13 protein-coding genes are annotated in these 18,401 nt (G+C 59.1%); 2 read left to right on the forward strand and 11 right to left on the reverse strand.

Features of this window, described 5'->3' with window-relative positions; translation table 11 throughout:
* The first annotated feature begins 64 nt into the window (after positions 1 to 64).
* Positions 65 to 1,123, forward strand: a complete 1,059-nt coding sequence (locus Q2T52_RS24570) for a LacI family DNA-binding transcriptional regulator (RefSeq protein ID WP_302079565.1) — start codon at positions 65 to 67, stop codon at positions 1,121 to 1,123.
* Here the strand turns inward: Q2T52_RS24570 and Q2T52_RS24575 are convergent, their stop codons facing one another.
* The 6 genes from Q2T52_RS24575 to Q2T52_RS24600 are packed head-to-tail and all read right to left on the reverse strand — an operon-like array spanning position 1,124 to position 9,283.
* A complete protein-coding gene (locus Q2T52_RS24575; protein WP_302079566.1) occupies positions 1,124 to 2,182 on the reverse strand; it encodes a carbohydrate ABC transporter permease in 1,059 nt (352 codons plus the stop codon).
* A gap of 3 nt (positions 2,183 to 2,185) precedes the next feature.
* Positions 2,186 to 3,181, reverse strand: coding sequence for a carbohydrate ABC transporter permease (locus Q2T52_RS24580; protein ID WP_302079567.1), 996 nt, complete (start codon positions 3,179 to 3,181; stop codon positions 2,186 to 2,188).
* Positions 3,181 to 4,287, reverse strand: a complete 1,107-nt coding sequence (locus Q2T52_RS24585; protein WP_302079568.1) for an ABC transporter ATP-binding protein — start codon at positions 4,285 to 4,287, stop codon at positions 3,181 to 3,183. The genes Q2T52_RS24580 and Q2T52_RS24585 overlap by 1 nt, the downstream gene beginning before the upstream one ends.
* Positions 4,288 to 4,304: 17 nt before the next feature.
* A complete protein-coding gene (gene pglB / locus Q2T52_RS24590; RefSeq protein ID WP_302079569.1) occupies positions 4,305 to 5,639 on the reverse strand; it encodes a polygalacturonase PglB in 1,335 nt (444 codons plus the stop codon).
* The gene (gene bglB, locus Q2T52_RS24595) at positions 5,636 to 6,733 is read right to left on the reverse strand and encodes a beta-galactosidase BglB (RefSeq protein ID WP_302079570.1); all 1,098 of its coding nucleotides are present in this window, start codon (positions 6,731 to 6,733) and stop codon (positions 5,636 to 5,638) included. Before bglB ends, pglB begins: the two co-directional genes overlap by 4 nt.
* A gap of 27 nt (positions 6,734 to 6,760) precedes the next feature.
* Positions 6,761 to 9,283 (reverse strand): hypothetical protein, encoded by a 2,523-nt coding sequence (locus tag Q2T52_RS24600; protein ID WP_302079571.1) that lies wholly within the window; start codon positions 9,281 to 9,283, stop codon positions 6,761 to 6,763.
* Between the two features lie 193 nt (positions 9,284 to 9,476).
* On the opposite strand from Q2T52_RS24600, the gene Q2T52_RS24605 reads away from it, so the two are divergent.
* A complete protein-coding gene (locus tag Q2T52_RS24605; protein ID WP_302079572.1) occupies positions 9,477 to 10,754 on the forward strand; it encodes an ABC transporter substrate-binding protein in 1,278 nt (425 codons plus the stop codon).
* A gap of 121 nt (positions 10,755 to 10,875) precedes the next feature.
* Here the strand turns inward: Q2T52_RS24605 and Q2T52_RS24610 are convergent, their stop codons facing one another.
* The 5 genes from Q2T52_RS24610 to Q2T52_RS24630 form a co-directional block, all read right to left on the reverse strand.
* Positions 10,876 to 11,400, reverse strand: a complete 525-nt coding sequence (locus Q2T52_RS24610; protein ID WP_302079573.1) for a Dps family protein — start codon at positions 11,398 to 11,400, stop codon at positions 10,876 to 10,878.
* A 185-nt stretch (positions 11,401 to 11,585) separates the two neighbouring features.
* The gene (locus Q2T52_RS24615) at positions 11,586 to 12,836 is read right to left on the reverse strand and encodes a D-alanyl-D-alanine carboxypeptidase (RefSeq protein ID WP_302079574.1); all 1,251 of its coding nucleotides are present in this window, start codon (positions 12,834 to 12,836) and stop codon (positions 11,586 to 11,588) included.
* A 235-nt stretch (positions 12,837 to 13,071) separates the two neighbouring features.
* The gene (locus Q2T52_RS24620; RefSeq protein WP_302079575.1) at positions 13,072 to 16,260 is read right to left on the reverse strand and encodes an efflux RND transporter permease subunit; all 3,189 of its coding nucleotides are present in this window, start codon (positions 16,258 to 16,260) and stop codon (positions 13,072 to 13,074) included.
* Positions 16,261 to 16,352: 92 nt separating this feature from the next.
* Entirely contained in the window at positions 16,353 to 17,528 is a 1,176-nt protein-coding gene (locus tag Q2T52_RS24625) for an efflux RND transporter periplasmic adaptor subunit (protein ID WP_302079576.1), read from the reverse strand.
* A 54-nt stretch (positions 17,529 to 17,582) separates the two neighbouring features.
* Positions 17,583 to 18,377, reverse strand: coding sequence for an alpha/beta hydrolase fold domain-containing protein (locus tag Q2T52_RS24630; protein WP_302079577.1), 795 nt, complete (start codon positions 18,375 to 18,377; stop codon positions 17,583 to 17,585).
* Positions 18,378 to 18,401: the final 24 nt, after the last annotated feature.

An 18,401-nucleotide genomic window follows, 5' to 3' on the forward strand; every position in this document is an offset into this window, starting at 1 on the left:
AACCCGCTTTACGAGAGAGCGTGGCAGACGCAGGCAGGCGCGCCAACTCCAAGACAGCGACACAATGCCGGAGGAACGAGTGAAGCCGAAAATTGGCCTGAAGGATGTTGCCAAAGATGCGGGCGTTTCTCTCAGCACTGCTTCCCACGCATTAAACGGCACCGCCCCCCTGACCGTTGAAGTGCGCGACCGTGTCATCGATTCGGCGCAGCGTCTTGGCTATCTCGAACGCAGGCGGACCCGCGCAACGATCGCAACGCTCAGAACCATCGTTCTTGCCATCACCAGCGACGCCGCGCCGCACAGTGACCTGAACCTCGTCAGCTGGACGATCCTGAACGGGCTGCGGCAGGAGTGCGAACGTCGTGGCATTCGAATTGTGCCCTTCGTCAGCGCTGGCAACCGCATTGACGGTACGGACGTGCGCCGTCTGGCGCAGACGGAGAGTGTCGACGGCATCATTGTCCTGAACGACGATCATCCAGACCTTATTCGCACGCTTTCGCAAGGCAAGGTACCGTTGGTGATCCTGAATGGCGAGGATCCCTCCATGTCGGTTGATACTGTCACCGGGGAGAACCGCTTTGGTTCCTGCCAGGGAATCGAGCATCTTCTATCGCTCGGACATCGCCGCATTCTGCATCTGACCTGGAAGGGCCGCACAACCATTCGTCGTCGTTATGACGGCTATCTGGACGCCCATCTGGCGGCTGGTCTGCAGGCCCCGGTCGAACTGGTTCTGGAGGCTGCTGGCTATGAACCGGAAAAGGGCGAGCGTGCCATCGCCGAATTTCTCAAGCGGGAGCCAGACCTTCGCGGCGCAACAGCGATATTCTGTGCGGCCGACAATCTTGCCCTTGGCTGCATGAAGGCGCTCCAGGCGGCCGGTCTTCGTGTACCTGAAGACATCTCCGTTCTTGGTTTCGACAACATCATGCCGGGTGAATTCAGCACGCCGCCGCTCTCCACCGTGCAGATGCCCTCGGATCGTCTGGGGACCGCAGCCGTCAGCCTGCTGGAGCAGAAGCTGCTGAGCAATGACCCCTTGCGTCCGGCACACAGGCTTGAACTGGGATGCAAGCTGGTGCTGCGGGGAAGCACGGCGCCTCCCCGCCAGCGCTGATTACTTCATGCCGGTGCCGGCAATGCCCGTCGTGATGTATTTCTGCAGGAACAGGAACACGACTGTGACAGGTGCAAGGCTGAGGAAGGTCATGGCGAGGATGTAATTCCACTGGACCGAGAACTCGCCCTGGAAGGAATTCAGGCCGACCTGCAGCGTGAAGTGGTCGCGGCTGCTCAGCACGATCAGAGGCCATAGGAAATCGTTCCAGCGCCAGAGCACCGAGAAGATGGCGAGAACAGCCAGAGCCGGTGCCGTGAGCGGAAGAACAATGCGCCAGAAAATGCGGAACTCGCTGGCAGCATCGACGCGGGCCGCTTCGATCAATTCGTCGGGGATCGTCAACATGTACTGGCGAAGCAGGAACACGCCGGTGGGCGATGCAACGGTGGGTATGATAATGCCCCAGAGATTGTCCACCAATCCGACGCCAACGACCACCAGATAGGCCGGCACCATGATGACGGTCAGCGGAATCATCAAAGTCGAGATGATTAGCAGAAAAATCGCCTTCTCACCGCGAAACTTGTATTTCGACAGGGCAAAAGCCGCAAGCGCGTTCACGATCAGTGTCATCAAGGTCGCGACGACCGTCACGAACACAGAGTTCTTCAGGAACGTCAGGAAGTCAAAGCGCGTCAGCGGGTCTGTGAAGTTCTCCGTTGCGACCGTGAGACGCTGAACCTGAGTCATTTCCTTCACATCAACAGAGATAGGCGGACCAGGCTTATCCGGATCGACCATCTGCGCCTTCAAGCCGATGCGGCGCACCATAGCCATCTGCTTCTGCTGACCGTCGATCGTCACGTTCCAAAGGCTGAGGGGCTGCTCAAAGCCGGGCACGGATTTCTGAACTGCAGCATGTGGCAGCAAGGACGGCGGGAAGCGCGTGATTTCGGCGGCAGGCTTCAGTGACGATAGCCCCGCCCAGACGACAGGGATCAGCACGATCAAGGTGCCGCCAATGAGCCAGACCCATGACAGGATATCGGTGATATCGATGCGGCCGGGCCGGCGGGTTCTGGTGAGAAATGCAATGGGATTGAGACCATTCGCCATGGATCAGGACTCCATCTTCTTGCCAAGCTTCAACTGCACGAGGGTGAGGCAAAGCAGCACCAGACCCATCAGGACCGAAGCGGCAGAGGCCAGACCAAAGAGACGCAAGTCGCTGCCGAAGGCCATCTGGTAAATGTATTGCACGATGAAGCTGTTGGCCGTACCCGGACCGCCGCCATTGGTCAGAACCCAGGCTTCATCGAAAATTTGAACTGAGCGGATCATCAACAGAATCAGCACGACAAGCAGATTGGGAGCGAGAAGCGGCAAGGTGATGCGAAACAGGGTGCGCCGAGGAGATGCAGCGTCAATAGAAGCAGCCTCATACAGATCCTTGGGGATCGCCTGCAGGCCAGCCAGCAGGATCAGCGTGTAGAAGCCCATATGGCACCACACTGACACGACGACCACGAAAAAGCGTGACCAGCCAACTTCCAGCAGAAAGATTTCGGGAGGAACGCCCAGCATTTGCAGGAAGGCGTTCAAAAGCCCGTTGCGATCAAGGAACCACTTCCAGATCAAACCGATCACCACCGGTGAGAGTAGAACCGGATAAAAGAACATGGCGCGGAAGAAACCGCGACCGGCAATGGCGCGGTTGAGGATGAGCGCAGTGGTAAGCGCAACCAGCAGCGTTGCCGTCACATTGAAGCTGACGAACCACAACGTATTCCAGATCGCCGTCCAGAACAAAGACTCCTTGCAGCTGCCAGGCTCGAGATAGTTTTCGCAGCTCAGCAATTGCCGGAAATTATCAAACCCGACGAAAGGGCGCTCCGTCACGAAGAGCCCAGTGCCTCCCGTGAAGGCATAGCCAACCGCGATGGCGATCGGCAAAAACGTAAAGATACCGAACAGGACAAGATTGGGGGCGAGAAAGAGATAGGGCATGCGCTTGCGCCCCATCAGCCGTTCGAAGCCATTGATGGGAGCTTCGACAATGGACATCACACCGTCCAGCAACCGATCTCCCAATGACGAGATGCTTCTGGCCGCCATTACGCGACCCTCCGCACTTCACCGAAATTTGGAACTGCCAGGCTCGTCTGCGGATCAAAGACATGCAGACGACCTTCAGCCGGCGCGATCGTCAGCCGCTCACCGACCTGCGGTGCGAAATGCCCCGGCTGATGAATGATGACCTGCTCGCTCTGCCCTTCAAGCGTGCCGTAGACGTAGGTCTCCGTACCCAGGCTTTCGTAATACTGCACGATGAACGGCAGACCTTGGGAGGACACCTTGAAATGGGCCGGACGCACGCCGGCCAGGACCGGCTGCCCATCCGAAACGCTTGAGGGATCAACCTTCGCAGTGAGATACTGGGCATAACCGAGATCGATTACCACCCCTTCTGCACTGCGCGACACCACCTTGCCCTTGAAGATATTCATGCGCGGCGAACCGAGGAAGCCCGCGACGAACAGGTTGCGCGGATGATCGAAAAGATCCAGTGGGCTACCGACCTGCTCGATACGGCCGGCATTCAGCACTACGATCTTGTCGGCCATCGTCATGGCTTCCACCTGATCGTGCGTCACGTAGATCATGGTGGTCTTGATGTCGCGGTGCAGCTTGGTGATTTCCGCGCGCGTCTGAACACGCAGCGCCGCATCAAGGTTCGACAGTGGCTCATCGAAGAGGAAGATGTCCGGCTCGCGTACGATAGCTCGGCCAATGGCGACGCGCTGGCGTTGACCGCCGGATAGCTGGCGCGGCTTGCGCTCCAGATAGGGTTCAATGGCCAGCATGCGCGCAGCTTCAGCAATGCGGCTTTCAATCTCTTCGCGCTTGAAGCGCAGGTTTTCCAGGCCGAAGGCCAGGTTCTTGCGCACGCTCATATGCGGATAAAGCGCATAGGACTGGAAGACCATCGCGATCTTGCGTTCTGCCGGTGAGAGCTGGCGCACATCGCGACCGCTCATGTCGATGCCGCCCGACGTGATATCTTCGAGACCCGCGATCACCCGCAGAAGCGTCGATTTTCCGCAGCCGGAAGGGCCGACGAACACGACGAATTCGCCGTCCTCGATGGTCAGGTTGATGTCGTGCAACACGGCGAGCGCGCCGTATGCCTTGTTCAAATTGGTGAGTTTCAAATCTCCCATGCCCTGCTCCTGTCAGGTCAATTTACATATTCCACGACCTCGCGGGCATTGAAGCCAGCGGGCAGTGGAGCGGGTCGTTCGACCCGAACGTCAGTGAGGGCGAGCTTCTCGACGCCCGTATGGAATAGCGCTGGCATGCCGCCTGGATAATCTTCCAGTCCCACCACCTTACCATCGGCACCACGCGTCCAGGCATTGGCGCGTCCTGCTGCCTCCTTGCTGGGGGCAAGGTCGGCGTTGGTGGGACGAAGATCATAACGCAGACCTGTTCCGAGCGGACCGGCGACTTGGCGAACCTGTATATTGCGAAGCGCGACGTTGCGAATACCGGCCTTCGATATGGAAATCAGCGTCATCGCGCCTTCCATCGAGCCGGTGATATCTTCAACTATGAGGTTTTCCACAGAACCGGCCTGCTTTTCCGGCCGGCGATCGATGACGGTGACCGTCAATGCCTCGCCTGATCCCCAGAAGCCATCCGGCGTTTCATGGCAGTCGAGCGCGATCCGCGAGAAGCGGATATTGGAGAAGCGTCCACCGTCACGCGAGAACACTCCGAGACCCCGGTTAGACTCGCGCACATCACAATCTTCGAACACGACATTGGTGAAGTCGCCATGCGACTCAGTGCCAAGTTTCAGAGCGCAACTCTTGCTGATCACGGCGCAGCGACGCACAAGGATGTTTTCGCAGCGCCCGATCGCCTGCCCGCTCGGTCCGATGCTGGTCTTGAGGCAGATGCCGTCATCGGCGGTCGCAATATCACAGTCCTCAATGAGCACCTGCCGGCAGGCATCCAACACCATGCCGTCCGTGTTCGGCATGCGCAAATTGTTGCGCACCTGAACCCCGCGGACGCTCACTCGTTCGCAGTTCACGAAATGCAGCGTCCACATCGGCGAATTGCTGACTTGGAGATTTTCGACACGCACCGACTGGCATGATTCCAGCACAAGAACGCGCGGGCGGTATTCCGCCGGGACAAAAACGCCAACGGTCTCGTCATCGCCAGTGATGAAGGCATCTCCCCCCGCATCGATCAGGCCCGGGCCCGTCAGCGCAATATCGACAGCGTCGCGCGCGACAATCATGCCGCGGTCAGACTTTTCTGCGATGACATCCACCGTGGTATGGCCATAGGCCTCATACTCAGGCAGCGGCCGCAGAATAGCGCCTTCCGCCAAGTGAAGTTCTACCCCGGACCGCAGATGCAACCCGCGCGTCATATGATTGCCGGCAAGAAGTGCAACCCGGCCGCCACCTGCCTGCGATACCTGGTCAATGGCTGTCTGGATAACCTGCGTTTCCTCGCGTTCGAGGGGCTGTATCAGACGGACGATCTTATCGGTCATGCCTTGCCCTCATTTTGCAACAGCACTTCCGTCAGCAACAGCATCGTCAATGCCTGCCCATAAGGTGTCGGAAGGTTTGGAATGCGGCGATAGAATTCGAGGTCATGCCCCATTGCAGTGCCGTCCGAAACGCCGTGAACAACACCTTCGCCATCGATCTGTTCAAGGACGGCGGCCAGCGCACGCTCAGCGTGGATGCGATCTTCTGCCGGCAACAGGCCGGCCGCCACTCCACGCAGGATGCCATAGGCAAAGCCGGCAGTCGCGGAGGTTTCGACAGGTGAAGTCGGATCGTCCAGCAAGGTGTGGAAGAGGCCATCCGGGCGCTGAAGCGACTTCAGGCTGCGAACCTGGCTTGCCAGCACATTCGTGAGGAACCGTTTGTCCTTTTCATCGAGATCAGGAACGAGCGAAAAGAGTTCAGGGATCGCGACGGTAATCCAGGCATTGCCCCGGCCCCAGAAGGCCTTGGCAAAGTTGTGGCGACCAACGAAAGTCCAGCCATGATACCAGAGCCCGGTTACCGGATCCGACAGATAACGGGTGTGCACCATGAACTGGTACACGGCTTCGTCCACCCAGTCCTTGCGGCCGAAATGTGCGCCTGCGCGCGCAAGGAAGAGGGCCGCCATGAACAGCGTATCATCCCAAAGCTCACCCTCGTTCAGGCGCTCCTTGACCACGTGCTGGAAACCGCCGTCTTCAGTCTTCGGCAAATTGTGGACCAACCAATCCGCCCAATCCATCACAAGATCACGAAAATCGGGCCGGTCCACATGCTCAATGAGAATGGCGAGCGGCAACATGGGAGCCGAACTGTTGATCTGCCGGGGCGGAATTCCGCGCTTGATCTGCCAGCTGTACCAATCGACCAGGTCGTTGATCGCACGACGATCATTGGCGGCGATGGCACGGCGCAGGAAGCCATAAAGGCCGACACCCACTTCCCAATCCCATTCGTCGAACTGGATGCCGCCGGTCGGTCCGGCGTCGACCAGACCTTCCTTGATACCCTTCAATCGGCTGAAAGCTGCGGCAACATTGTCGATCGTCTGCTGCAGATTGGGGCTTCCGGCTTTGGTTATGGAATCCATTCTTAACTGCTCCTCAGTATTTGAGAATTACGTATAAAAGGGGCGTGCAGCATTGCTGTCGGCCGCCGCGCTGTCATAGGTTATTGAAGGTTCCGGCTGCTCATGCCGGAAAGGTTGCCGCACGCCGCCCACCTTGAAAGAACCGTCATAGAGAAGCTCAAGGCTCTCGCGTCCGGGTGGCGTCAGCACCAAGCGCTTGGTTTGGGCATCAAACTGCACATCCGTACTCAAAACGCGGTTTCTAAATGCTGTGAACGCTTGGGCGTCACCGGCACCAACGACGGCCGCCCACCCCACCAGATCTCCGGGTGAACGCGCTTCTCGCCCTGCGGTCGGACCTTCCGGCACCATCTCCAGGCCGTTGCTGGCATAGAGCGCCGTATAGCCCCGGCCGGAGCGCGCGATCAGCCAATTTCCCTCAAGGATCACCTCATCCAGACCGTCGCGTCCAAGATAGGCATGTGTCCAATCGATTCGTGCACCCGCCGCATCTGAAATCAGAAGAGCAACATCCCGGTATTGCTGCACCCTTGGCAGGATACCGCTGCCCGCCCAATAGGATGGGCGCTGCGTACCCCAAGGGTCATCCTCACCCGGATGATTGATCCAAAGTCTTGCCATGGGGTGCCCGGCAAGACGCACATCCAGTACATGCTGCTGATGTCCCTTGCGCCCTGTCTTGTGGTCGACGACCGTCGAAAGCTGCGAGGCTTCGGTCTTGAAAAGCACAAGCTTGCCAGCTTCCAGTCCCTGGGTATAGCGTGCCTCGATCGAACGATCCGGGGCCAAGGCAGCGAACTCCTTAAACGCGGGCGGAGGAGTGTAATCGCTGGCGCAGAACATCGGCAGCGAGGCTACGCCGCCGTTCAACCATCCATGTCCGAACGCCACCTGTGCAAAAGGAGCGAGTTCTGTGAGCGGACCTGCCCGCAACTCCTTATCATAGGCACGACCTTGCGACCCGGCGGGAACACCGGCCAAGGTGTGAAGCGCAACCATCTGGAAAATAAGGTCGAGTTGATGGCGCGCGCGCGCTGCAATCGCATCATCCGCCCAATGTTCAAGTGCCAACAACCCGATGAAATCGACAGGATAGTAGGCGGCGGAGTTCCACTCCGCCAAGCCATGCGCCTCTACCGCATCAAACCAGCGGGCAAGGCGCTGCCTCGCCAACGCCGCCTGCTGGCGGCCCGTTCTGCCCGATGCCGTAAACACGGAGTCAGGCAGCAATTGGCCAGCAATCAACTGGCTCGTGTGGAAGCAGAGAACGTGGTTCTCGCTCCAAAACCACATCACATCATTGCCCGGCTCATCGACCCAGTAGCGGTAGTTCAGCACGGATTGTTCGATCCGCTCCACCATTTCGGCCGGCAGATGTTCGCGATATGCACCGAGCAACCAAAGCAACGGTACCATCGAGAAGTCAGAGCAATCATCGCGGCGATCAATGGAAGCGAGCGTCGCATCGACAATCGCGTCACGCGCCAACGGCTCCACTTCACCGCTCGCAACCATTGCAAGCACTCGACCGATGCGCGGTGCGCCATGCCGGGCGCTAAAGGAAAGCGCCGCCTTCTTTCGCTCAGCGAGGCTGGCATGTCCTGGAAGGGGCTTCAGGTCGGACAGGAAAGCAGCGTCCAGGTTTCGGGTAACACTTCCAGTGCCGGAGCCGATCGTCAGCCGGATGCCATGGTAACCATCTGGCAAGCCGATGACTTCCGGGAAGGCAAGAGAGCCCTGATCCGCCTGCAACACTGCCTTGGCACGCGCCAGAACGGCCTTGTCATGGCCATGGCTATAGATCTCGACGGTGACAGGCAGGGGCTCGCCTCCCCCTTGATCAAAGACCAATTCCAGCGGCGTCCCGACAAACACGTCTCGCGACGGACGCACCGTCCTCGCAAGTGCTTCAAGCCTTCTAACTTCCTCACCATCCAGCGCGACCGGCAACACCACAGTGAGGGGCGCTTCGTCGGTCAGTTCCAATTCGAAGAACCAGATCGTATCTCGCTCCGCGAGATCCTCAGTCAGGAGCAGGACATCGTTATCGCCAGCGCGGAGAGCGAGACGGATACTCGTCGCACTTTCGGTATTACGCTTGAACGGTTCGAAGCGAACTTGCTCCTCTCCGTTTACCCAGATGCGAACACCCCCGCATGTCTTCAATGTGAAATTGGCTTCCCGCGCTTCGTCAGCCCGAAATGTACCGCGCAACCATCGACTGACATGGGTCGGCACATGCCAGAAATGGGTAAACTCGACGCGGCGGTTGGAGCCGGGAAGATTGAGAGAGGCCGGCACCCAGTCCAAGGAAGGAACAATCGACCTTCCAACCATGGTTGCCCAGAAGGCCTTTCGGCACGGAAGGTCACCGACATCCACGAAGCCGTTGATAAATCGGTAATCCACGCGATCTTCCGCGAGTGCCGGTTCGCCTGGAAAGTCATTGGCCGTCAAGCCAGACACAGTCCACGCCGTCACCGTACCACCCTGCAGAACAGTGTAGGTCGGGTCACCATGAGGTGTGCGGGTTGGGGTCATGTGCTCCATGAGACCGCCTCCCTTCGATCAAATGAAATATTTTTCATATTAAGCCTTCGTGGGTGCAAAATCCGCATAAGGCTCGATTTGGCGCGAGAAAACAGCTTGACGTTTTGAATGTCAAGCATCAAAACAAAGAAAGTAAGGCCGCGTCAGAGGAGATGACGGCCTTGTGTGCAAATATTTTCATAGGGAGGATGAAATGCCGAAACTTCTTTCGGGCGTGAGCTCATTCATTATTGCCGCTGTCGCTCTGTCCGGCTCGGCGCTGGCCGAAACCAAGACTATCACCTTTCTCTTCACAGATGACGATCAGTCCTACGTCGAACGTATGTCTGCCCTCAGCAAGGAGTTCGAGGCGTCGCATCCGGATGTGAAGATCAACTTTGTCTCGTCTGGCTACGACGCCGTCGTAAAGCAGTTGCCGGTTCAGCTGGCCGTGGGCGAAGGTCCGGATGTGGCAAAGATCGCCGACTGGCAGCTGGCGCCTTATTATCTTGATATGCGCACCTACATGAAGGATCCGGCATCCTTTGCGAAGCTGCACGGCAAGAGCCTGGATCAGCTTCGTCTTCCGGGCATCAACGATCCCGAATCGATTAATGGCTATGTGGCCTCGCAGACGCTGAACCTGCCTTTCGTCAACAAGACTTTGTTCGATCAGGCTGGTGAGCCCCTGCCGGGCCCGAAGGCAACGTTCAAGGATATTGTCGAAGCCTCGGCACGCGTTGCGAAGGCAACGGGCGTGCAGATCCCCTTCACCCTGGATCGCTCAGGCCACCGCTTTACCGGCGGCGCATTCTCCTATGGCTCGGTCTACGTCAAGGACGGCAAATTCACCTTCCCGGATGACGGCGCCAAGAAGTACATTGCAGACCTTTACAGCTGGACGAAGAACGGCAGCTTTCCCAAGGAAATGTGGGGCGCCGCCGGCGGTTCGCAGTACAAGAACATGGGTGACGAGTTCGTCAACGGCAATGTCGTCACCTATCTCGCCGGCAACTGGATGGTAAACCCGTTCCAGAAGAAGATCGGCGACAGCTTTGAGTGGCGCGCGCTCAATGCACCCTGCGGTCCGGCTGGCTGCTATGCCATGCCCGGCGCAACAGCCATCGTTGGATTCAAGCGCACCAAATATCCGGAGGTTGTCGGTCAGTTCATCGAATTCCTGGGCTCCGAGAAGATCCAGCGGGAGATTGCCGAGAACTACGTGATCCTGACCGGCGCCGAAATTCAGAACCCGCAGTACAAGATCAACAGCGAGAACGCCAAGGCGTCTATGGCCGTCTTCCTGGACAACAAGAAGAATGTGCCGGCTGCTGCCCGTGAGTTCGAACGCATGAAGGGTGGCACCGCCGTTTATCAGGCAATCGTACAGCGCATGAGCCAGCTGATCGTGGGCGAACTGAACCTCGAAGACACCTACAAGAACATGGCGGCCGACGTGGAAAAGATCAACGCGGCCACTGCCTCGAAATAAAGCCTTTCCTCCCGGAAGAGCTGCCGCGGACCTTGCGCTCAGGGTTCGCGGCTTTTTTCATTTTGCGCTTCAAATGTCGCATCTGCGCCTGGGGTTTTGGCCCCTAGGCGAAGACACGGGATTATCGCGCCTGACGCGTCATCTCGAACAGGAACCAGACGCGCCGTTCCGTTTCATCGATCCAGTTCTCGATCAGGCTGGTGGTGGCGTGATCGTTATGCTCCGATGTGAGCGTATGCAGCTGGCGGAGGCTAGCTGCAAGCTGCATATTGTCTTCACGTAGTTCCGCCAGCATATCATCCGGCGTCACATAATCGGCGTCGTTATCCTGAAGCCGTTGCAGCCTTGCGATGTGGCCGATCGAGCGAAGCGTTGTTCCACCGAGCTTGCGTGCCCTTTCGGCAATGACATCCGTCATCGCAAAGATCTGATCCCCGTGCTCGTCGAGCAGAAGGTGATAATCGCGAAAATACGGACCTGACATATGCCAATGGAAATTCTTGGTCTTCAGATAGAGGGTGAATACGTCTGCAAGTAGCGCGGCAAGTGCTGCGGCGATATCGTGGACGGCTTCAGTGCCGAGATCGCTGCGGGTGGCGAGAGGGGCCTTACGAAGGGTCTTAGCCGTTACCGAATGCTGGGTCATCATTGCTCTCCTGGGAATGCCCGCAACGATAACACGCGCAATTACCTGTCTCGGTAATGGCGCCCGTCGCGGTACTGGAGAGACTATGCCGCAGAGGTGGCGGGCTGAATTGGACAGATATATCGCGGCGTGGAGATTTAGAGCATATCCGGCAAACGCAGGATCATCCTGACAGCGCAGGCGGATCATCCCTTGCCAGGGACGATCGTGCACTCGAAAGCGCTGGATACCAGCTCACGACAGGCGCCTTCTGCATCCTGTTGGCTTGGGAAGCCGCCGAAGCGGGCTCGGTAGGTGGTCGCGCCATTTTGCGTGACAGCCTCGGTCACGATACTCCGCTCATTGAGGGGGCCGCCTACTTTGACCCGCGCGGAGCGCAATTGCTCGATAGCCGCTTCTGCCGTCGGCGCGGAAGCGATCTGTACCTGCCAGCCGGTGTTGCGGCGAAGCGGGAATGGTTTGGCCGGCTGCGCCATGGCGAGCGCCTGAGGCGGGTTGCTGCCGACCGTTTGCGTATCCACCATCACCACCTTGGCAGGACCAGCAACGGGAAGTGCCGCCGTCCCTTCGACATGCGCCACTTCGACAAGTGGCCCCTGGGGCGCCTTGGGTGGTGCGGCACTGACCAGAAGCTTGTCGCCGGGCTCTGCCTTGCCAATATGCTTGCTGATGAGTTTAGACATCAAGCCATCGCGGCTTGCAGCGGTGCGGCCACCCATGATGACGCCGACAACGCGCTTCTTGCCATCCGCGACAGCGCTTACAAGGTTATAGCCAGAGGCGTTCGTATAGCCGGTCTTGATGCCATCCATGCCCTTGTAGGCATACATCAGATTGTTATGGCCGTTGATGGTGCGCCCGCGGAACGAAAAGCTGCGGGTCGAAAACAGGGCATAATCGCGCGGGAAATCGCGCATCAGAGCAACACCCAGCGTCGACATATCGCGCGCCGTGGTAATCTGGCGATCATCCGGCAAACCAGACGCATTCACGAAGGTCGTGTTGGCCATGCCGAGCTGGTGCGCGCGGATCGTCATCACATCAGCGAAATCCTGCTCCGTGCCACCAAGCGTCTCCGCCATGGCGGTTGCCGCATCATTGGCCGACAGCACAATCATGCCCAGGACAGCTTCACGCACGGTGATCTTGTCACCCGCTTTCACGCGCAGCTTGGTCGGCGGGCGGGATGAGGCGTACTTGGAAAAGATAACCGGGCTGTCCCAGCTCAACTTGCCCTTCTTGATCGCCTCGAAGATCAAATAGAGGGTCATCATCTTGGTGAGCGACGCCGGATGATTGAGCGCATCGGGATTTTCCGAGGCAATCACCTCGCCCGTACGGGCATCCAGAAGAAATTGCGCACTACCGGCGTATGCGGTCGATGACGCGAGGCAAATGGCCAGCAGATAGGTAAGCCCGATCCAATACCGGCGCATGCGATCTCCAACGGCAACAAAACTCATGACTCGACCTGCTATGAACCGGAGCGGGGAAACGCGCCGGCAAGACTCTTCTTTCAGCTGCGGATCGTTAACAAAGCGTTTTCCTGAGCGGTTAATCCGCCATTTTATTGCCACAGCTTCGTTGCGTCGCAACAAAAAAATGGACACGGCGCAGGGGGAGGTTCCACCTGCGCCGTCAGAAGTTGAGCCGGAAACCGGAAAAATGCGATCACTCGGCGGCGATGCGCAACTCCGGCTGCGGTTCGTTGTGGTTCTTGTTGATCAGCGGTCGGTTCGCCGTCAGCAGGCGCGCCAGCATGTAGAACACGGGTGTCATGAAGATACCGAAGAAGGTAACTCCGATCATGCCGGAGAAGACGGCAACACCCATGGCCGCGCGCATTTCGGCACCCGCCCCTGTCGATACGACCAGCGGAACGACACCCATGATGAAGGCCATGGACGTCATCAGGATCGGACGCAGGCGAAGCCGGCTCGCTTCAACAGCCGCCTGGAACGGTGTCCTGCCTTCGAACTCCAGCTCGCGGGCGAATTCCACGATCAGGATGGCGTTCTTGGCCGACAAGCCCACCAGCACCACCAGACCGATCTGGGTGAAGATGTTGTTGTCACCTCCCGTCCACCAGACGCCCGTGAGCGCTGCCAGAACACCCATCGGCACGATCATGATGATCGCCAGCGGCAGGGTCAGGCTTTCATACTGGGCGGCCAGCACCAGATAGACCAGCAACAAAGCCAGCGGGAAGACGACGATGCTGGAATTGCCGGCAAGGATTTGCTGGTAGGTCAAGTCCGTCCATTCAAAATCGATGCCGGGCGGCATGGTCTCCCGCAGGATTTTCTCGATCGCTGCTTGCGCCTGTCCCGAGGAGAAGCCGGGTGCTGGTCCGCCGTTGATATCGGACGACAGGAAGCCGTTGTAACGCGTCGTGCGTTCTGGACCGGCAGACGCGTCCACCTTCAGGAGAGCAGACAGTGGGATCATCTGGCCGCTTTGCGAGCGAACCTTCAGCTGACCGATATCCTCCGGCTTTGCGCGGAACTTCGAATCCGCCTGAACACGAACGCTGTAGGTGCGGCCGAACGCGTTGAAGTCGTTCACATAGAGCGAACCCAGATAGATCTGCAGCGTCTGGAAGACATCAGGTACCGACACGCCCAACTGCTGCGCCTTCACGCGGTCCAGATCTGCGAACAATTGCGGCACGTTGATCTGGTAGCTGGAGAAGATGCCAGCCAATTCCGGCGTCTGATAGGCCTTGCCGATGACCGCCTTGGTGGCTTCGTCCAGTCTCTGATAGCCGAAGCCTGCCCGGTCTTCGATCTGCAGCTTGAAGCCGCCAGTCTGGCCGAGACCGTTGACCGGCGGCGGCGGGAACATGGCGATGAAGGCATCCTCAATGCCGGCATATTGCTTGTTTAGCGCCATCGCGATGGCTCCGCCCGAGAGGTCAGGCGTCTTTCTGTTCTCGAAATCATCAAGGACGGCAAAGACGATGCCCGAATTGGATCCGATGGTAAAGCCGTTGATCGACAGGCCCGGGAAGGCGATGGCGTGGGTGACCCCCGGCTGCTTCAAGGCGATCGCGCTCATCTGCTTGATGACACTTTCGGTCCGGTCGAGCGTCGCGCCATCCGGCAGCTGTGCAAAGCCGATCAGGTACTGCTTGTCCTGCGCAGGCACGAAGCCGCCAGGTACGGCGTTGAACATGCTGTAGGTGGCGCCGACCAGAGCCAGATAGATGACCATGACGAGGCTCTTGCGCGACAGGAGACCGCCGACCGTTCGGCCGTAGCCTCGCGAGGCCGCACCGAAGGCGCGGTTGAAGCCACGGAAGAACCAGCCGAAGAAGAAGTCCATCACCCGCGTCAGGCGGTCGCGCGGCGCATGGTGATCCTGCAGCAGCAGGGCAGCCAGCGCGGGCGACAATGTGAGCGAGTTGATCGCGGAGATGACGGTCGAGATTGCGATCGTCAGCGCGAACTGGCGATAGAACTGGCCCGAGAGGCCGCTGATAAAGGCGAGCGGCACGAAGACCGCGACCAGCACCAGCGCGATCGCGATGATCGGACCGGACACTTCCCGCATGGCGCGGTAGGTCGCATCCCGGGGGCTGAGGCCGTTCTCGATATTGCGTTCGACGTTTTCGACAACCACGATCGCGTCATCGACGACGATACCAATCGCCAGCACCAACCCGAATAGGGTGAGCGCGTTGACCGAGAAGCCGAAGGCATACATGACCGCAAACGTGCCGATGACCGAGACCGGAACCGCAATCAGCGGAATGATCGAGGCACGCCATGTCTGCAGGAACAGGATGACCACGAGAACGACGAGCGCCACGGCTTCGAGAAGCGTATCGACAACCTTCTCGATCGAGGCACGCACGAACTTGGTGGTGTCGTAGACGATCTCGTACTGCACGCCTTCAGGCATGGCCTTCTGCAACTCGTCCATGGTGGAACGAACATTGTCGGCGATTTCGATGGCATTGGAACCCGGCGCCTGAAGAACGGCAACGGCAACCGCAGGCTCTCCGTCAAGCAGCGAACGCAGCGTGTAGTCTGCGGCACCCAGCTCGATGCGCGCCACATCGCGAAGACGGGTGATCTCGCCATTGCTGCCGCTCTTGACGATGATATTGCCGAATTCCTCCGGCGTCTTCAGACGACCCTGCGCATTGACGTTAAGCTGCAGATTGACGCCGGCAGGCGTTGGCGAGGCGCCGATGATGCCGGCGGCGGCCTGAACGTTCTGCGACTGGATGGCGCTGGTGACATCGCTGGCGGCGAGACCATGCTCGGCGACCTTTTGCGGGTCGAGCCAGATGCGCATGGAGTAATCGCCCGCGCCAAACACCTGTACCTGGCCAACGCCCTGGATGCGGTTCAGGCGATCCTTGACGTTGAGCGTCGCATAATTGCGCAGATAGGTGATGTCATAACGCTCGGTCTTCGAGACAAGATTGACCACCATGATGAAGTTGGGCGAGCTTTTCACCGTCGTGAGGCCGAGCGAGCGGACTTCGGAAGGAAGACGCGGCTCTGCCTGGGAGACACGGTTCTGCACCAGCTGCTGCGCCTTGTCCGGGTCGGTGCCCAGCTTGAAGGTGACTGTGAGATTCAACACGCCATCAGACGTGGCCTGGCTGGACATGTAGAGCATGCCTTCCACGCCATTGATCTGCTCTTCGAGCGGCGTCGCCACCGTCTCGGCGATAACGGCCGGGTTGGCACCTGGATAGGTGGCACGCACCACGATCTGCGGCGGAACGACATCGGGATATTCGGAGATCGGCAGAGACCGCATGCCAATCAGGCCGGCCACCACGATCAGGATCGAAAGGACGCCTGCAAAGACCGGCCTGTCGATGAAGAAGCGGGAGATATTCATGTCAAAACCCTCTCGGCTGACATATGGAGAGCGCTCCTGCGGTGCCGGTGCACCGCAGGTTCAGGCTGATAAGGATGAAAATTAAGCCGCGATCAGTTGTTCGCGGCCGTCTGTTCCTGCGGCTGGACCACTGCGCCGGGGCGCACGCGCTGCAGACCGTTGACAACGATCCGATCGCCGGCGTTCAAGCCCTTCTCAACGATACGGGCACCATCCACGGCAGCGCCGAGTTCGATCTGGCGGTAGGCAACGGTATTGGCCGCATCCACGACGAGAACGAACTTCTTGTCCTGATCAGTGCCGACAGCCTTTTCGCTCACCACAAGGCGCTCCTCGGCCTTCGGCTGGCCCATGCGAATGCGCACGAACTGACCAGGCAACAGGCGCCCATCCGGGTTGCTGAAGACGGCGCGCACACGGATCGTACCGGATGAGGCGTTGATCTCGTTGTTGATCAGCTGCAGCTTGCCGGTCACCGGGTTCGCATTGTCCAGCGTGGTCACTTCAACCGGGATCTGCTCGATCGCAGCCAGACCGTCCTTGACAGGCAGGCCGGCGACAATGCGAAGCAGCAGCTCCTCGTTGACGTCAAAGCTTGCATAGATCGGATCGACGGACACAAGCGTGGTGAGGGCCTCGGAGGTGGAGCCGGCAGCCACGAGATTACCGACCGTAACTTCAATCCGACCAACGCGACCCGCGATCGGTGCCTTGATCTCGGTGTAGCCGAGATTCAGTTCAGCTACCTTCAGAGTTGCCTTGGCCGATTGAAGCGTAGCAACTGCAGAACTGAAATTGCTCTGGCGCTGCGCCAGTTCGCTCTGGGAGATCGTATTGCGCGCCAGAAGCGTCTTGCCGCGCTCCAGCTCGCTCTGGGCAAGTTCCAGTTTCGCCTGGGCGGAAGCCACTTCGCCTTCAGCCTGCGCGACAGCAGCGAGGTAGGGTTCGCGATCGATGGTGACGAGAAGATCGCCAGCCTTAACCAAGCTGCCTTCGCGAAAATGCACCGACTGAATGGCGCCTGCCACGCGCGGACGAACCTGAACGCGATCGACTGCTTCCAGCCGGCCGGAGAACTCTTCCCAGGTGGTTACGGTCTTCGGCTTGACGGTCGCCACGGTGACAGGCACCGCAGCCGGTGCGGCGGCATTGGCCGAGGCGGCGCGTGCGCCCGTGGGTTGATCCAGATGCAGTGATCCACCGACGATCAGCACTGCCGTCGCCAATCCGGCACCCCACAGTGCCGCGTTCTTGATCCTTGCGGTCATGACACTCTCCTTCGGCCCATTTGGCCGTCTAACCTTGCAAAAACCCTGACCCAATCAGGTCTTCAGGCCCCGCATGAACTTCGAAAATTCAGGGCAAAGCTGCGATGTCCAGGCGCCGCTTTCACCTTTGTAGATACCGGTCCAACCGCTTTCCGGCGGCAGGACCTGCCTTATGACCTCGACACCCGCCGAAGCCAGCCGATCCCCATATCCCAATGCCTCATCCCGCAGCGGATCATTCTCGGATGTCACGACCAATGCCGGAGCGACACCCGAAAGCCGCGAACAAAGACAGGGCGCGGCATAAGGATGTTCGAAACCGCAGGCGGAGCGCAAATAGTGGCTCCAGCCATCCGACCACCGCACGCGCATTTTGATCTGATCGGCCTGGCGAAACGACAGCGTTGCCATGCGCGGATCGATCATCGGCGAAAGCAGGATCTGCCCGGCCAATTCACCTGCCGCATGATCGCGCGCCTTCAACGCAACGCTTGCAGCCAGATTTCCGCCCGACTCATCGCCCGCCACAAGCAACTGGGATCGGGCAAGCCCAAAGCGCTTGCGCTTTGCGATCAGCGCCATGAAGGCACCAAACACGCATTCCAGCGCGCGCGGGAACACGTTTCCCGAAACGCTGCAGTAATCGGCCTCAACCACCTTTGCGCCGGCATCGGCGATGGCACGCGCAGCGGCGCTTTCGACTTCAGGGCGTTCCTCCTCCATGAAGGCGGTGCCCCGGAGGTAAAGCACCAGAGGCTGCGATTTCGTCACAGCGCTCCCTTCATAGAGGCGGAACGGCAACGGAAAGCTGGGATGCGTCCGATCCAGATTTTCCCATTGCTTGACCATTGAATTCTCTCTTTGCCGCCACTT

The organism is Rhizobium oryzicola (genome assembly GCF_030504645.1).
Taxonomy (GTDB): Bacteria; Pseudomonadota; Alphaproteobacteria; order Rhizobiales; family Rhizobiaceae; genus Neorhizobium; species Neorhizobium oryzicola.

Excerpts from the sequence above, each read along its gene's own strand:
- Q2T52_RS24570 (WP_302079565.1), top strand. The coding sequence starts at position 65 with ATGCCGGAGGAACGAGTGAAGCCGAAAATTGGCCTGAAGGATGTTGCC.
- Q2T52_RS24575 (WP_302079566.1), bottom strand. The coding sequence starts at position 2,182 with ATGGCGAATGGTCTCAATCCCATTGCATTTCTCACCAGAACCCGCCGG.
- Q2T52_RS24580 (WP_302079567.1), bottom strand. The coding sequence starts at position 3,181 with ATGGCGGCCAGAAGCATCTCGTCATTGGGAGATCGGTTGCTGGACGGT.
- Q2T52_RS24585 (WP_302079568.1), bottom strand. The coding sequence starts at position 4,287 with ATGGGAGATTTGAAACTCACCAATTTGAACAAGGCATACGGCGCGCTC.
- pglB (WP_302079569.1), bottom strand. The coding sequence starts at position 5,639 with ATGACCGATAAGATCGTCCGTCTGATACAGCCCCTCGAACGCGAGGAA.
- bglB (WP_302079570.1), bottom strand. The coding sequence starts at position 6,733 with ATGGATTCCATAACCAAAGCCGGAAGCCCCAATCTGCAGCAGACGATC.
- Q2T52_RS24600 (WP_302079571.1), bottom strand. The coding sequence starts at position 9,283 with ATGGAGCACATGACCCCAACCCGCACACCTCATGGTGACCCGACCTAC.
- Q2T52_RS24605 (WP_302079572.1), top strand. The coding sequence starts at position 9,477 with ATGCCGAAACTTCTTTCGGGCGTGAGCTCATTCATTATTGCCGCTGTC.
- Q2T52_RS24610 (WP_302079573.1), bottom strand. The coding sequence starts at position 11,400 with ATGACCCAGCATTCGGTAACGGCTAAGACCCTTCGTAAGGCCCCTCTC.
- Q2T52_RS24615 (WP_302079574.1), bottom strand. The coding sequence starts at position 12,836 with ATGCGCCGGTATTGGATCGGGCTTACCTATCTGCTGGCCATTTGCCTC.
- Q2T52_RS24620 (WP_302079575.1), bottom strand. The coding sequence starts at position 16,260 with ATGAATATCTCCCGCTTCTTCATCGACAGGCCGGTCTTTGCAGGCGTC.
- Q2T52_RS24625 (WP_302079576.1), bottom strand. The coding sequence starts at position 17,528 with ATGACCGCAAGGATCAAGAACGCGGCACTGTGGGGTGCCGGATTGGCG.
- Q2T52_RS24630 (WP_302079577.1), bottom strand. The coding sequence starts at position 18,377 with ATGGTCAAGCAATGGGAAAATCTGGATCGGACGCATCCCAGCTTTCCG.